This is a genomic window from Sphingomonas sp. LH128 (assembly GCF_000293195.2).
Lineage (GTDB): Bacteria > Pseudomonadota > Alphaproteobacteria > Sphingomonadales > Sphingomonadaceae > Novosphingobium > Novosphingobium resinovorum_A.
The window spans coordinates 1-16,125 of sequence record NZ_ALVC01000391.1; the positions used below are offsets into that span (position 1 = coordinate 1).

Annotated in this window: 11 protein-coding genes; 9 read left to right on the forward strand and 2 right to left on the reverse strand. The window is 65.0% G+C overall.

Annotation, left to right across the window (positions count from 1 at the left end):
• Positions 1-3,083, forward strand: a 3,083-nt coding sequence (locus LH128_RS25975) for an efflux RND transporter permease subunit (RefSeq protein ID WP_008832670.1), incomplete at its 5' end; no start/stop codon positions are given.
• A 1,425-nt stretch (positions 3,084-4,508) separates the two neighbouring features.
• Here the strand turns inward: LH128_RS25975 and LH128_RS25985 are convergent.
• On the reverse strand, positions 4,509-6,011 hold the full coding sequence (locus LH128_RS25985; RefSeq protein WP_008832671.1) for an efflux transporter outer membrane subunit: 1,503 nt from the start codon (positions 6,009-6,011) through the stop codon (positions 4,509-4,511).
• A 91-nt stretch (positions 6,012-6,102) separates the two neighbouring features.
• Here LH128_RS25985 and LH128_RS25990 point away from each other — a divergent pair, with 91 nt between their 5' ends.
• The 8 genes from LH128_RS25990 (at position 6,103) to LH128_RS26025 (ending at position 15,604) form a co-directional block, all read left to right on the forward strand.
• Entirely contained in the window at positions 6,103-6,726 is a 624-nt protein-coding gene (locus LH128_RS25990) for a TetR/AcrR family transcriptional regulator (RefSeq protein WP_008832672.1), read from the forward strand.
• A gap of 154 nt (positions 6,727-6,880) precedes the next feature.
• Positions 6,881-7,906, forward strand: coding sequence for an efflux RND transporter periplasmic adaptor subunit (locus LH128_RS25995; protein WP_051211587.1), 1,026 nt, complete (start codon positions 6,881-6,883; stop codon positions 7,904-7,906).
• Positions 7,903-11,010: an efflux RND transporter permease subunit gene (locus LH128_RS26000; RefSeq protein ID WP_008832674.1), complete on the forward strand. Its 3,108-nt coding sequence runs from the start codon at positions 7,903-7,905 to the stop codon at positions 11,008-11,010. The genes LH128_RS25995 and LH128_RS26000 overlap by 4 nt, the downstream gene beginning before the upstream one ends.
• A gap of 120 nt (positions 11,011-11,130) precedes the next feature.
• Positions 11,131-11,550, forward strand: coding sequence for a MarR family winged helix-turn-helix transcriptional regulator (locus tag LH128_RS26005; protein WP_037521443.1), 420 nt, complete (start codon positions 11,131-11,133; stop codon positions 11,548-11,550).
• An 84-nt stretch (positions 11,551-11,634) separates the two neighbouring features.
• Positions 11,635-12,615, forward strand: coding sequence for an aldo/keto reductase (locus LH128_RS26010; RefSeq protein ID WP_008832676.1), 981 nt, complete (start codon positions 11,635-11,637; stop codon positions 12,613-12,615).
• 24 nt (positions 12,616-12,639) lie between these two features.
• Complete coding sequence (locus LH128_RS26015) at positions 12,640-13,827, forward strand: thiolase family protein (protein WP_008832677.1); 1,188 nt, start codon at positions 12,640-12,642, stop codon at positions 13,825-13,827.
• A gap of 50 nt (positions 13,828-13,877) precedes the next feature.
• The gene (locus tag LH128_RS26020) at positions 13,878-15,254 is read left to right on the forward strand and encodes an MATE family efflux transporter (RefSeq protein ID WP_327195269.1); all 1,377 of its coding nucleotides are present in this window, start codon (positions 13,878-13,880) and stop codon (positions 15,252-15,254) included.
• Complete coding sequence (locus LH128_RS26025) at positions 15,251-15,604, forward strand: winged helix-turn-helix transcriptional regulator (protein ID WP_008832679.1); 354 nt, start codon at positions 15,251-15,253, stop codon at positions 15,602-15,604. The genes LH128_RS26020 and LH128_RS26025 overlap by 4 nt, the downstream gene beginning before the upstream one ends.
• Positions 15,605-15,834: 230 nt before the next feature.
• On the opposite strand, the gene LH128_RS26030 is transcribed toward LH128_RS26025, so the two are convergent.
• Positions 15,835-16,125, reverse strand: a 291-nt coding sequence (locus tag LH128_RS26030; protein ID WP_008832680.1) for a CbtA family protein, incomplete at its 5' end; no start/stop codon positions are given.

Genomic DNA, 16,125 nt, shown 5'->3' on the forward strand with positions numbered 1-16,125 from the left:
CCCCCCCCCTGCCGATCGATGCGGTTCCCGACATCACCAACAACCAGGTCCAGATCAACGTGCGCGCGCCCGCACTCTCGCCCGAACTGGTCGAAAGCCAAGTGGCATTTCCCATCGAGACGGCGCTTTCGGGCATCCAGGGGCTTGAATATACCCGTTCGCTCAGCCGCAACGGCTTTGCGCAGGTCACCGCCGTCTTCACCGATGCCACCGACATCTACTTCGCGCGCCAGCAGGTGAGCGAACGGCTGGCGACGGTTGACGGCAACCTTCCGGACGGCGTCACACCCGAAATGGGGCCGATCGCCACGGGCCTGGGCGAGGTGTACATGTGGACGGTGCGCCTCGATCACCGCGAGGACGACCGCCACGAGCCGGGGGAACCCGGCATTCAGCCAGATGGCAGCTACATCACGCCGCAGGGCGAGCGACTCGTCACGCAGGCGGATCAGGCGACGTACCTGCGCACCGCGCAGGATTGGATCGTGACACCGCTGCTCAAGAACACGCCGGGGCTGGCAGGCGTCGATGCGATCGGCGGCTATGTGAAGCAGTTCCAGGTCGTTCCCGACCTCCAGCGCCTTGCCGCGCTGAGGATCGGCATTGACGAGCTTGCGCGCGCTCTGGAGGAGAACAACAGCGCAGTGGGCGCCGGTGTCGTCGATCGCAACGGCGAAGGGTTGGCGGTCCGATCGGATGCGCGCCTGCGCGGCGTGGCCGATCTGGCCGATACGGTGATCGCCACGCGCGAGGGCGTGCCAATCCTGCTGCGCCAAGTCGCCACGGTGAAGACCGGACAGGCGCTGCGGATGGGTTCCGCATCCGAGAACGGGCGCGAGGTCGTGGTTGGTACTGCCGTCATGCGGGTGGCGGAGAACAGCCGCGCTGTCGCATCAGCGGTGGCAAGGCGGCTTGACGAGATCAACGCCTCGCTTCCGACCGATGTGATCGTCCAGCCGGTGCTGGATCGTACCGCACTGGTAAACTCGACGATCGGCACAGTGGCGAAGAACCTAGGCGAAGGCGCGCTGCTGGTGATCGTGGTACTCTTCGCGCTGCTCGGCAACTTTCGTGCGGCGCTGATCGCGGCGCTGGTCATTCCGGTGACGATGCTCCTGACCGGATTCGGCATGTTGCGGGGCGGCGTCTCTGCCAATCTCATGAGCTTGGGCGCGCTGGACTTTGGCCTGATCGTCGATGGCGCGGTTATCATCGTCGAAAATGCCTTGCGGCGCATGGCCGAAGGACAGCATCGCGAAGGCCGCGTAATGACGCTGGCCGAGCGCCTCGATACCATCGCAGGGGCAGCACGTGAAATGATCCGCCCTTCGGTCTACGGGCAGGCGATCATCATTCTCGTCTATGTCCCGCTGCTGACGCTCACCGGGATCGAGGGCAAGACGTTCGCGCCGATGGCGTTGACGGTGATCCTGGCGCTCCTCTTTGCGTTCGTGCTGTCGCTGACCTTTGTTCCGGCGATGTTGGCGATCCTGCTCTCGCGGCCCGTCGCTGAGAAGGAGGGGCGTATCATGCGCTGGCTCAAGCACCGCTACGAACCGGGCCTCGAAGGGGCAATGCGCCGTCCGCGCCGGACCTTCGGTGTGGCCTTGGCGGCCTTTGCGGCGGCGCTGGGCATGTTCGCGCTGCTGGGTCAGGAATTCCTGCCGCAACTCGACGAAGGCGACGCCACCGTGCAGGTGCTGCGCGTGCCGGGAACGTCGGTCGATCAGAGTCAGGCGATGCAGTTCCAGGTGGAAAAGGCCATCGCTGCGCTGCCGCAGGTGCGCTTTGTCTTTTCGAAGACGGGGACGGCGGAACTTGCGTCCGACCCGATGCCGCCCAACATCTCCGACACCTTCATCGTCATGAAACCGCGCAAGGCCTGGCCCGATCCGTCGCTGCCGAAGGCCGATCTAATTGCCCTGGTCGAGAAAAGGCTGGAGGCGCTGCCAGGGCAGAGCTTCGAGATCAGCCAGCCCATCCAGATGCGCTTCAACGAACTGATCGCCGGCGTGCGCGGCGACGTTTCCATCAAGGTCTTTGGGGACGATCCCGGCACCATGGGGCGTACTGCCGATAGCATCGCGGCGGTCCTGCGCCGTACCGAAGGCGCTACCGACGTGCGAGTGGAGCAGACCGAAGGCCTGCCGATGCTGGACATCCGGCCTCGCCGCGCGGCGCTGGCGCAACTTGGAGTTTCAGCGAAGGCGGTACTGGACGTGGTCGCGGCCGCGGTCGGCGGGCGCGATGCCGGGATGATCTTCGAAGGCGATCGCCGGTTCGCGGTGACAATCCGGATCGACGACGCCGAAAGATCGGACCCGGTCCGGCTGGCGCAGATTCCGGTGCCGACACCCGGCGGCGCCTATGTGCCGCTTTCCAGCGTAGCCGATATCGCCATTGTCAGCGGTCTCAACCAGATCAGCCGCGAGAACGGAAAGCGGCGTATCGTCGTGCAGGCCAATGTGCGGGGGCGCGATATCGCCAGTGTCGTTTCCGATGCTCAAGCCGCCATCGCGCGCAATGTGCGTTTGCCCGCCGGATCTCATCTGGAATGGGGCGGTCAGTTCGAGAACCTCGCGTCCGCCCGCGAGCGGCTGATGCTGGTTCTACCGGCCTGCTTCGCGTTGATCCTTTTGCTGCTTTACGGGGCACTGGGACGCGGGCGGGATGCAGCGATCGTGTTTACCGGAATACCGCTTGCGCTGGTCGGCGGCGTGTTCGCGTTGTTCGTGCGCGGTATGCCGTTCTCGGTGTCCGCAGCGGTAGGCTTCATCGCGCTGTCGGGGATTGCGGTGCTCAACGGTCTGGTCATGTTGACGTCGATCCGGGCGCTGGTGGACCAGGGGATTGCCCCTGCCCAAGCAGCCCGAGAGGGGGCGATGAGCCGCCTGCGTCCGGTGGTTATGACGGCGCTGGTGGCATCGCTGGGGTTTGTCCCGATGGCGGTGGCGACAGGTTCGGGGGCGGAAGTGCAGAAACCTCTGGCTACCGTGGTTATCGGTGGCCTCATGTCAGCAACGCTTTTGACGCTTTTTGTGCTACCTGCTCTATGCGCTCGGTGTTTGCTTCAAAAGAAGTAAGATTGGAAGTCGATCTGCACAAATATTTAAATACGAATATCTTCGTATCGCTCTTTTTGGCGCCGCCATTGCTGCATTGCACTTCGCCAACGAAGCGAAAGCATCAAAGGAAAGCGTAGGATTATGGGGCGGACATGGCAATCTGCCCCATTTTACGGAATCTGCGTGGAGTTGCCGAATTTCAGGTTTGGAACCAAGCCCGGTCGAGCGCCGATCGTCAGCCACCTGCTCTTGCAGCCGGGCGAAGGATATGAAGATGCGGTCGGTGTGAGTCCGCTGGCTTGGCGAGCAGTCCGCCGATCGCCGTCGCTGGCCTGTATAGATGGTCGGTCAGCAGGTGCCTGGAAACGGCGGTCTTTAAAGAGGCCCCATGCTGTTCCGGACTGGTCCGGAACAGCGCAATGGCGGAGACGCTGGCCTTAAAACCTTTCGATCTAAAATCTTGTTAAATAAAAAGAAAATAAATCTATAGGATATTTACAGCACGTCTTTTATCATAAGCGTCACGCATTTTCGCGAAGAAACTGAAATAAATCTACGATAAACATCCGATAATGTCCATAATTGTTCAGTGTAATTCTCAGACTGTTGTTGAGGCAGCTTCATCGTAGGCCGGGCAGCGAGGCATATCTCGCTCGGCTCGCTAACATTTCGCGTCAAGGGCGACGATTGCAGGCTCTGCGCCCATCGCCGTCGGTAAGCGACCTCGTTCCGTTGCTCTGAAGCGGTCATTCGTTCAAGTTAGACCGAGCCGTCTGATAGGGAAAAGCTGCCGGTCGGTCACCGCCCCATTGTTGTCATTGCAGCCGCCAACTAAAGTAAGGGAATGAACAGGGTCTGGAAGACATATTGGATCACAGCGCTCTGCATTGCCGCGTGCGTATTCGTTTGGGCATCGCTCAACATATGGTTTGAGATTATCCCGCTATACAGTGATGGGCATGGTCCCGATCCCGGCTCGCGGGAGTATATGGCAGGGGCGGCCGAAACTCGCCGCTACTGGCACTTCTATGCGGCTCTTGCGGCGGCATACTGGCTAGTTTTCTCGGCGACAATTGCGGGCTGTGTCTGGGTGGTTCTGCGCGTGTTTCGCACGATCCGATTTTCCAATGGCGAATGACGGCTTTCCACCCCAATCAGACCTCCCCACCCCGCTCAGCCTGAGCATGTCGAAGGCCCGGAGGCGGGGCGCGAGGTTTGCCATGCTTCGACAAGCTCAGCATGAGCGGGGTGGGTGGGACAACGTCCATTTCCCACCCGTTTCGCCATTCCGGGCGGCGAGCGCTGCGCTCTATGGCCGCCCGTCCAATGCCCGTCGCTCTCGAAGAAATGCGGCCTGACCTGACACGTCCCATCGTCGCCGAACAGCGGCCGAGTTCCGGCACTCGAGCAGCACTCGTGTTGATCAAGGGTGGCGAGTAGCGTCTATGGTAGGCCTCGGAAGTGGTCGCGCATGGAGGGAACCGTGCCGTTACCTGGCGCAAAAGGGCTGACTGCGGGGTCCCAGCCACCGCCCAGCGCCCGGAATGACGTGATCGCGGATTGCGTTGCACCGACTTGCGCGCGCACAAGAGCATCGCGCGTTGCAAGCAGCCGCGCATCGGCATCCAGCACTTCGATGAGGCTGACCACGCCGCCCTTGTAGGCCGCGGTCGATGCCGTGCGAGCCCGCACCAGCGAGTCTTCGCCTCGTGACAGCACGGTCTGTTGCCGCTGCCGCGCTGCCAGCGCGGACAGGGCGTCTTCCACGTCCTGCGCGGCGCGCAGGACGGCGAGGCGATAGGCGGCCAGCTGCTCTGCGTTGGCTCCGCGAGCTTGCGCGACTTCAGCGTCGATCCTGCCGAAGTCAAACAGTCTCCAGCGCAGACCGGCAGCACCCTGGGCCTGGAGAGCATTGCCCGTGAACAGGCCGGACGTGCCCATCGTGGCCGTCCCCAGCAGTCCGGACAGAGTGAGCCTCGGATAATACTCGGCAAGAGCGGCGCCGATCCGTGCGTTGCTGGCCGCCAGCCGGCGCTCGGCCACGATCACGTCGGGACGGCGACGCAGCAGTTCGGCCGGTGTCACGGCATCGCCCAGCATAGGAGCCAGCGGGACGGGCCGTACCGCCTCCAGCAGCGGGCGGTTCGTGCCGGGCACATCGCCCAGCAGCACGTCCAGCGCATTCATCGCCTGTTCGAGATTAGCCTGAAGGTCGGGCAGGGTGGCTTCCACCTGCGCGAGCGCCCCTTCGGCTTGCCGCACCTGTAGTTCCGCCGCGACGCCCTTTGTGTATTGCAGGCGCACGGTATCCAGCAAGCGGCTCTGCGTCTCGACCTGATCGCGTGCGACCGCGAGCCGGGCCTGCAGACCACGAATGGTGACGTAAGTGTCCGCCGTCTGCGTTTCGACGATAAGGCGCGCTGCGTACGTTCCGGCGAGGGCGGCCTGATAATCAGCCAGTGCGGCCTCCCGTCGGCGGCGCAGGCCCCCGAACAGGTCGACCTCCCAGCTGGCGCCGAGATTTGCCTCGTACTGCTCGCCGTCGCGGTCGTATCCGGGCTGCGTGCTGGCGATGCGGCCGACCGGGGTTTCATTGGATTGGCGTGCCGCGGCCGCCTGTGCCGTCGCGGTGCCTGATGGCAGCAGCGCCGCGTTCGCGCTTCCCAATTGCGCGCGCGCCTGGCCGGCCCGCGCGACGGCCTGCGCAAGGTCGAGGTTTTGCGTGAGCGCGCGAGACACGAAGGTGCTGAGAAGCGGATCGTCGAACCCGTCCCACCAGCGGGTGAGATCGGCAATTCCCACATCCGTTCCAATGGGCTGCTTTGCGACGGGCGAGCCGATGAACTTGCCCGGCAGGGCGACCTGCGGACGATGATAATCGGGGCCGACAGCGCAGCCGGCAAGCGCCAGCGGCGCGCAGAAGGTGACGCAAACGCGCAAGAACATGGGCGGTATCCAGGCTGGATGAGTGTTGTGACTCATATTCTATAATGGTCACTCGTTGTCAATCGGGGACCAATTCGCTATCTTCACGGTCATGACTGAAGAGACATTCGATACGCTCGCCGTCGGGCATCGCGGGCCCGGGGATCACGCCATTCGCGAGCAAATAGTGGAGGCCGCGGAAGCGCACTTTTCCCGGTACGGCTACAACAAGACGACAGTTTCCGACCTCGCCAAGGCGATCGGTTTCTCAAAGGCCTACGTCTACAAGTTCTTCGATTCGAAGCAGGCGATCGGGCAGGCGATCTGCGCCAAGACGCTGGAGCGCCTTCTGGCTCAGGCCCAGGCAGCGGTCGCGGATGCCGGCCCTGCGACCGAGAAAATGCGGCGATTCTTCAAGGCAATCGCGACCGCGAGCGCGGAGTTGTTCTTCGACGACCAGAAGCTCTACGAGATTGCGACTCACTCCGTGGTCGAGCAGTGGCCTTCGTGCCAAGCTTATTGCGCCGCGCTGGAGCAGATGGTCCGCGACATCGTGGCTGAAGGCCGAACCGCCGGTGAGTTCGAGCGCAAGACGCCGCTGGACGAAACCGCGCGTGCCATCATGAAAGCGATGGAATCGTTCCATAATCCCGTCATGCTTCAGTACAAGCTGGACAGCCTGCCCGATGGCCCCACCGAAGTGGTAAACCTGATCCTGCGCAGTCTCGCACCATAAAATGCGGCGTATGTGTTGTGACTAGTTGACAATATGGTCACTTGAATGAGAATTGCGGACCTGACTTCCTCAGGCAGGACTCGCCATGTCGACCGCTATCGCAATCTCCCTTCGTCATCCGGCCACCCGTGTTGCGGCGCTTGTTCTTCCTCTGATGCTCTCCGCGTGCGGTCATGCCGAAGCTGATCCCCGGACTGAGCCGCCACTCGTACGCACAGCTCTTGCAAGTATTGCCCACGGCAACGGGGAGAGTTTCACAGGAGTGGTCTCCTCGCGTGTTCAGAGCGATCTTGGCTTCCGCATTGCCGGAAAGGTCGTGGCGCGCCTGGTCGATACCGGGCAGGTAGTGCGTCGTGGTCAGCCGTTGATGCGGATTGATGCCACGGACTACTTACTGGCCGCGCGCCAGTCTCAGGGATCCGTGACCGCTGCGCGCGCCGCTGCGTTGCAGACGGCCGCCGATGAGCGGCGCTATCGTGATCTCGTCGGCGCAGGCGCGGTTTCGGCATCGGCCTACGACAAGGTCAAGGCCGACGCCGATGCAGCCAGGGCGCAGCTTGCCGCGATAGAAGCGCAGGCTTCGGTGTCACGAAACGAGGCCGGTTATGCCATCCTCGTCGCGGATGCCGATGGTACGGTGGTCGAGACGCTCGCAGAGCCGGGTCAGGTCGTCAGTGCCGGGCAGCCCGTGGTTCGCCTTGCCCATGCCGGTGCGCGCGAGGCCGTGGTCGCCTTGCCGGAGACGCAGCGCCCGTCCATCGGCTCCACCGCGCATGCCAGCCTGTTCGGCGGCGCGACGGCGACCGCACGGTTGCGGCAGTTATCCGACGCCGCCGATCCGCGCACCCGGACATACGAAGCGCGTTTCGTGCTCGATGGCGCTGCGGCTCGCGCCCCGCTCGGCTCTACGATCACGGTAAATCTTGGGCATGGCCGGACATCGTCCGGCGTCGAGGTGCCGATCGGCGCCCTCTACGATCGGGGGCGGGGACCGGGCATATGGACAATCGATAAGTCGAGCCGGGTCCGCTGGCGGGCCGTGCAGGTCGCCGCGATCGGTGGCGAGACGGTGCGCGTGAGCCGAGGCGTCCGGCCGGGCGAGCGCTTCGTCTCGCTGGGCGCGCACCTGCTTCACGATGGCGAGCAGGTCCGCGTCATGGGCGGGATGGCAGCGCGATGAGCGGCTTCAACCTTTCCGCTCTTGCCGTCCGTGAGCGGGCGATCACGCTGTTCCTCATCATCGCGCTGTCGATTGCCGGCTTGGTAGCCTTCCTCAGCCTGGGCCGCGCGGAGGATCCCGCCTTCACGGTCAAGGTCATGACCGTCGTCACCGCATGGCCGGGCGCCACTGCGCAGGAGATGCAGGATCAGGTCGCCGAGCCTCTGGAAAAGCGCCTGCAGGAACTCTCATGGTACGACCGTTCCGAGACCTTCACGCGGCCCGGCCTTGCCTTCACCACCCTGACACTCAAGGACATGACGCCACCGGCCGATGTCCCCGAAGAATTCTATCAGGCGCGCAAAAAGCTGGCCGATGAGGCATCGAAGCTGCCGCGCGGCGTCGTCGGGCCTATGGTCAACGACGAATATTCCGACGTCACTTTCGCGCTCTATGCCCTCAAGGCCAGGGGGGAGCCCTTGCACGTTCTGGCCCGAGAGGCCGAGGCCCTGCGCCAGCGCCTGCTTCATGTCCCCGGCGTGCGAAAGGTCAATATCGTCGGCGAGCGCCCCGAACGCATCTTTGTCGAGTTCTCGCAAGCACGTCTGGCGACATTGGGCGTCAATCCGCGCGACATACTCTCGGCCCTCGCCGCGCAGAATCTGGTGACACCCGCGGGTTCGATCGAGGCGAAGGGGCCGCAGGTCGTGGTGCGGCTCGACGGTGCGTTCGACGGGCTCGACGCGATCCGGGCTATCCCCATCGTCGCGCAGGGCCGGACGCTGCGCCTATCCGATATCGCCGAAGTGAAGCGCGGTTACGAAGATCCTGCCAGCTTCATCGTCCGTCACGAGGGCGAGCCGACACTGCTGCTCGGTATCGTCAAGCGCGATCGCTGGAACGGACTGGATCTCGGGAAGGCGCTCGATGCGGAAGTCTCCAAGATCGGCGCCGAACTGCCGCTGGGCCTTTCGCTGACCAAAGTCACCGACCAGGCTGTCAATATTCAGGAGGCAGTCGGCGAGTTCATGCTCAAGTTCTTCGTCGCGCTCGCCGTGGTCATGGCGGTGTGCCTGATCTCCATGGGTTGGCGTGTAGGCATCGTCGTGGCCGCGGCCGTGCCTCTGACGCTGGCGACGGTGTTCGTCATCATGATGGCGACCGGGCGCGAGTTCGACCGGATCACGCTGGGGGCACTGATCCTCGCGCTCGGCCTGCTCGTCGACGATGCGATCATCGCCATCGAGATGATGGTGGTGAAGATAGAGGAAGGCTTCGATCGCATAAAGGCCGCGACCTATGCCTGGAGCCATACCGCGGCGCCGATGCTGAGCGGTACGCTGGTGACCGTGATCGGCCTGATGCCGGTCGGCTTCGCCAAGTCCAGCGCAGGCGAGTATGCGGGCAACATCTTCTGGATCGTCGGCTTCGCGCTGATCACCTCGTGGATCGTCGCGGTCGCCTTCACGCCCTATCTCGGCGTCAAGCTGCTCCCCGAGATCGGGCAGGTAAAGGGCGGTCACGACGCGATCTACGATACCCCGCGCTACAATCGCCTGCGCCGCATCCTGTCGGGTGTAATCCGGCGCAAGTGGACGGTTGCGGGCGCCGTCGTCGGCGCCTTCGTGATCGCCGTGTTCGGGATGGGCGCGGTGAAGCAGCAGTTCTTCCCGACCTCGGATCGGCCCGAGGTGCTGGTCGAGGTGCAGATGCCCGAGGGCACCAGCATCGAGCGTACCAGCGCCGCCAGCGCCAAGGTCGAGGCATGGCTGCGCAAGCAGCCCGAGGCGCAGATCGTCACGGCTTACGTGGGGCAGGGCGCTCCGCGCTTCTTCCTGGCTATGGCCCCAGAACTGCCGGATCCCTCGTTCGCCAAGATCGTGATCCGTACGCCGGATGAAGCCTCGCGCGAGGCATTGAAGCTCCGCATCCGGCGCGCAGCGGCGGACGGGCTGGCCCCGGAAGCGCGGATTCGTGCGACGCAGCTGGTGTTCGGGCCGTACTCTCCGTTCCCGGTCGCATTCCGCGTGAACGGGCCGGAACTCGGCAAAGTGCGGGAGATTGCCGCCGAAGTCGAGCAGGTGATGCAGGCGAGCGGCGACATGCGGCAGGTCAATACCGACTGGGGCGAGCGGGTGCCGACGGTGCACTTCGTGCTCGATCAGGATCGCCTGCGGGCAATGGGGTTGACGTCGCAGGAGGCTGCAGAGCAACTGCAATTCTTCCTGACCGGCACCACCGTCAGTCAGGTGCGCGAGGATATTCGCACTGTCGATGTCGTGGCGCGCAGCAACGGTGCGGAGCGGCTCGATCCCGCACGAATCGGCGGGTTTACGCTCGTCGGCGCGGAGGGACAGCATGTGCCCGTGTCGCAGATCGGCCGTCTGGAAGTCCGCATGGAAGACCCCATCCTGCGGCGCCGGGACCGGGTGCCGACGATCACCGTGCGCGGCGACATCGCGGAGGGGCTGCAGCCGCCGGAAGTGTCGATGGCGATGGAGAAGGCGCTGGCGCCGGTGAAGGCAAAGCTCCCGTCCGGCTATCGCATCGACACGGCGGGCGCGATCGAGGAAGCGGGCAAGGCGAATGCGGCGCTGGCGGCGGTGTTTCCGATCATGATCGCGTTGATGCTGACCGTCATCATCTTTCAGGTCCGCAGTTTCTCGGCGATGGCGATGGTGGTGGCGACCGCGCCGCTGGGACTGGTGGGCGTGGTGCCGACGCTGCTGCTGTTCGGGCAGCCGTTCGGCTTCAATGCCATCCTCGGGCTGATCGGTCTGGCCGGTATCCTGATGCGCAACACGTTGATTTTGATCGGACAAATCCACAGCAACGAGGCTGACGGACTCGATCCCTACCATGCCGTGGTGGAGGCGACCGTGCAACGCGCGCGGCCGGTGATCCTGACCGCGCTCGCAGCGATCCTTGCGTTCATTCCGTTGACGACTTCGGTGTTCTGGGGCTCGCTTGCCTATACGCTGATTGGCGGAACTCTGGGCGGAACCGTGCTTACGCTGATCTTCCTGCCGGCCCTCTACGCTATCTGGTTCCGCATCCGGACTGACGCGCCGAAGAGCGGTACTGAGCGGCACCGAGAGGGCACGAAGGTACACCTGCCGGTATGAGAAAGGACCCGGCCGCTCATCGAGACGCGGCCGGGCCGGTCCATTCGAGCGACCATGTCGAAAAACAAGTTTCCACCCGTGACACCTTGCGTATGTGCAATTGCACATTACATCACGCTCATGCCCGATAGACCTTCCGCTTGCTACAATCTTGCCGCGCGTCGCCACGCGCGTGCGCTCACGCGGTTGTACGACCGGCACCTTGCGCCGGCGGGTCTGTCGAGTTCACAGTTCTCGATCCTCGCCGTGACCGCGCGGGGGGAGGCGATGACGATCGCCGAACTGGCACACGCGATGGTGATGGAGCGCACGACCTTGATGCGCGCCGTCTCGCGGTTGGAGGCGGAGGGGCTGATCGACCGGCGTCAGCTCGAAGGTACGCGCAGCATCGTACTGACGCTGACGGCAGCCGGGCGTGACAGGCTGACCGTAGCGGCGCCGTTGTGGCGGGCGGCGCAGGAGGCTTACGAAACGCAGGTCGGCGCGCAGGAAGCCGCCTACCTCCGCGACAATCTGCAACGACACGCTTTCGAGGACTGACGATGCGGCCCGCCAGCGAAGCCGCGTGTTGAAATGTGCAATTACACATATCCCTTCCCCAGTTCCGATTTTCAGGAGACTCCCATGCAGTACAGGACATTCGGACGCACCGGCGTGCAGGTGGCGCAGATCGCGCTTGGCACCGGCAATTTCGGCACCCGCTGGGGGCACGGCGCCGAGCCGCGTGAAAGCGAGGCGATCCTCAACGCCTATGCCGATGCGGGCGGCAACTTCATCGACACCGCCGACGTCTACCAGTTCGGTGAGGCGGAGGAGCTTCTCGGCGGTATGCTCAAGGGGAGGCGCGAGGATTTCCTGCTAGCCTCCAAGTTCACGATGGGCGCGGCGCCCGACGCGGGTCGTCTCGTCCTTGGCAACAGCCGCAAGGCGATGGCTGCGTCGGTGGAAGCCAGCTTGCAGCGCCTCGGCACCGACCGCATCGATCTCTACTGGGTCCACCAGCCCGACGGGATAACGCCGATGGAGGAGATCCTGCACGGGCTCGACGACCTCGCGCGGGCAGGCAAGATCCTCTACGCCGGGCTCTCCAACTTCCCCGCCTGGCGCGTTGCGCGGGCGGTGACGCTGGCGGAGGCCGCGCGCAGCCTGCCGCTGGCGGCCGTGCAGTTCGAGCACAGCCTCGTCCATCGCGCGCCGGAGGCGGACCTGTTCCCCGCCGTCGAGGCGCTCGGGCTGGGCGCGGTCACATGGTCGCCGCTTGGCGGAGGGATGCTGACCGGCAAGTACCGCAAGGGCGAGGCAGGCCGGGCCGAAGGGCTTGGCGGCCGGGTGTTCCAGCCGGAAAACAGCGCCAAGCGCTCTGCCGTGCTCGATGCCGTGCTGGCAGTGGCCGAGGAGGCGGGAATCACCGCAGACCGCGTCGCCATCGCGTGGGCAGGAACGCATGGCGCGGTGCCGCTGATCGGCCCGCGCACACTGGAGCAGCTGCGCAGCAATCTTGCCGCGGCCGACCTTGTCCTTTCGCCTGAACAGATCGCGCGCCTTGATGCGGTCAGCGCGCTTGATCCCGCATCGCCCCGGCGCAGCGAAGCTGCCGTCGCCTGACTGCAAGCAAACGGAGTGAATATCATGTCCCGTACCGAAATCGTGCTCGCACAGCCGGTGCGCACCGCTATCGGCGCCTTCAACGGAACGCTGAAGGACACCCCCGCCACCGTGCTTGGCGCGGCCGTCATCGCCGAGGCCGTGCGGCGGTCGGGCCTCGCGCCCGACCACGTGGGCTCGGTCGTCATGGGGAACGTCATCCAGGCGGGCAACCGCATGAACCCGGCGCGGCAGGCTGCGATCGGCGGAGGGCTGCCCGTCTCGGTTCCGGCGCTGACCGTCAACCGCGTGTGCGGATCGGGCGCGCAGGCGATCCTGTCCGCCGCGCAGGAAATCGCAATGGGCGGCATCGAGGCGGCGGTTGCGGGCGGCATGGAGAACATGGACCGTGCGCCCTACCTGCTCGAAGGCGGTCGCTGGGGGCTGCGCATGGGGCCCGGCGCGGTGCTCGACAGCATGCTGACTGACGGGCTTCATGATGCCTTCTCGGGCGAACATTCGGGCTGGCACACCGAAACGCTGGTCGACATCACCGGGCTCGGGCGCGAGGAGCAGGACCGCTTCGCGCTGCGTTCACAGCAGCGCTTCGCCGCCGCGCGCGATGCCGGACTGTTCGATGCGGAGATTCTTGCGCTCGAAGTCGCGGGCGGCAGGGCGGGCAAGATCGCATTCGGCACCGACGAAGCACCCCGGCCAGACACGACGGCGGAAAAGCTCGCCCGTCTGAAGCCCGCGTTCCGGGCAGGCGGCACGATCACGGCGGGCAATGCGCCGGGCCTCAACAGCGGGGCCGCCGCCGTCGTCGTCGCGCAGCGCACCTTTGCCGAAGCTGCGGGAATCGAGCCTTACGCACGGCTGGCGGGTTACGGCGTTGCAGCGGTCGAGCCGGGTCTGTTCGGGCTGGGGCCTGTCCCCGCCGTGCGGCAGGCGCTGGACCGCGCAGGCTGGGCCCTCGGCGACGTCGAGCGGATCGAGATCAACGAGGCTTTCGCGGTGGTGCCGCTGGCGGTCATCAAGGAACTAGGCATTCCCGAGGACATCGTCAACGTCGAGGGCGGTGCCATCGCTCACGGTCATCCGATCGGCGCGACCGGCGCGGTGCTGACGACGCGGCTGCTGCATTCCATGCGGCGCGACGGCTTGCGCCGCGGCGTGGTGACGCTGTGCATCGGCGGCGGGCAGGGCATCGCCCTCGCATTGGAAGCGCTATGACAGTGCAGGCAGCCCTGCCGAAAGCCGCTATTCCGTCGCCCGTTCGGCAAATGGACGAGCGGACCCGCGCGATGATCGAAGGCCCCGTCGTGCCGATGATCCTTCGCCTCGCCCTGCCCAACGTCCTCATCATGCTGACGCAGGCGTCGACCGGCCTGATCGAGACATGGTGGGTGGCGAAGTTGGGTTCCGACGCGCTGGCGGGCATGGCGCTTGTATTCCCCGCGCTGATGCTGATGACGACCTTCTCGGCCGGAGCCCTTGGCGGCAGCATATCTTCGGCCGTGGCGCGCGCGCTTGGCGGTCGGCGGCAGGTGGAGGCGGACGCGCTTGTCCTCCATGCAGTGGTGGTCAACGTCGTGCTTGGCCTTACGTTTTCGGCGCTCTTCCTCGTGGGCGGGGAGCGCATCTACCGCCTGATGGGCGGGGAAGGCGCCAGCCTGCATGCCGCGCTCGTCTACTCGGACGTCGTCTTCGCGGGCAATGTGTTCCTGTGGCTGATGAGCGGCCTTTCCAGCGTGATCCGGGGGACGGGAAACATGCGCTTTCCGGCGCTCGTCACGTGCATCGGCGCGCTGTTCCTGATTCCCGTCTCGCCGCTGCTGATCTTTGGCTTCGGCCCGGTCCCTGCGCTCGGCATCGCCGGGGGCGGCGCCGCGCTACTCGTCTATTACGCCGCTGGCACGCTGGCGATGGCCTGGCATATCCTGAGCGGTCGCAACCCCGTCCGCTTCGTGAGGGCGCCGCTGCGCCGCGACCTGATCGTCGGACTACTGCGCGTGGGCGGTCTTTCGGCGCTCAATTCGGTGCAGACGAACCTCGTCATCGCCGGGACCACGGCGCTCGTCGCCTCGGGCGCGGGGCTCGCCGCCGTGGCCGGGTACGGGACCGGGGTGCGCCTGGAGTACCTGCTGATCCCGCTCGTGTTCGGGATCGGCGCGCCGCTGATTGCGCTCGTCGCCACCAATCTGGGAGCGGGACAGGTCGCCCGCGCACGGCGTATCGCGCTGACGGGGGCGGCCTTGGCATTCATGGCGTCGGAGACGGTCGGTCTCGTCGCGGCAGCTTTTCCGGCGGCGTGGATGGGCCTGTTCACGCATGACCCGCAGATCGTGCGCCTCGGCAGTTCCTACCTGCGCCTGGTCGGGCCGTTCTACGGCTTCTTCGGCGTCGGCCTTGCCCTCTATTTCGCGTCGCAGGCTGCCGGGCGATTGCGCTGGCCGATTGCGGGCGCCACCGCCCGGCTCATCGTGGCGGTGGGGGGAGGGTTCCTCGTCCTGCGTTACACCGGATCGCTCACGGCCCTGTTCGTGTGCATGAGCGTGGCGCTGGCGGCATACGGTCTCCTGGTTCTCATCCCCGTGGGACTGCGTCCCTGGGCAGGGGAGGAAGGCACCGGCGCAGATGGCGAAGCGGTCAGGGCATGAGCCCTGAGGGGGCTCTCGAACACCGGGAACATCCCGCGGATGTCCTGTCTCTCGTCGAGAAGCGATGGCTGCTCCGCATTGTCGATGCGCTTTCGAATGGGCCTCTTCGTTTCAGCGACATCCGGCGACGGCTGCCGCGCATCAGCGCGAAAATGCTGACGCTGCGCTTGACCGAGATGCACGCGCTCGCGCTCATCGAAATGGTGGTGCATTCTCGTTTGGAGGTGCGGGCCTACGAACTGACGATGCGTGGTCAGATGCTGCACAAGGTCTTGAGAGTCGTGCGAGAGCTGGAGCAGGGCGGCCTCGTCGTCGACCGGAGTTGTCGTATTCAAAGGAAGGGTACCTGAATGAAAGGGCCGTCAATGTGTCTCGACGCGCGAATATAGCTCGAGAAGGCTAAGTCTTGGAGGCGAGAGGGCTCCTCCGGTCGAGACGGTTGTCCGCCAGCGAAGTGCTAAGCCGCCAAGGGACAATTTTTGCCAAAGGTCGCCGGGCGAGGATGGCACCAGCCCTTCGGCCACGCGCCCATTTCTGCCGCTCGGCCACTTCGAGGAATGTCCTAAAAGCCGCCGTTCAACTATGCTGCTCGTTCACGCCTCAGCACGCGCTCCGCCCAAGCTCCGAAGGCGATACCGATCGTGGCCCACATCAGAAGCTGTGTGGCGATAGAAGCGATACGGAAGTTCCATAGCAGTGTGGCTGGGAAATCGCCCGGGACCTCGTTGATCGGGGGCAATAGCAATTGGCCCAGAGCGACGATTGCGATGTATAGCCCTGTCGCGAACAGTGTTGCGTCGAACCCGCGGCGGCCGCGAGCAAAGGTTGCCCGAGCCTTGCCGGCCACCACGGCCGCGCCGAGCGACAGGGC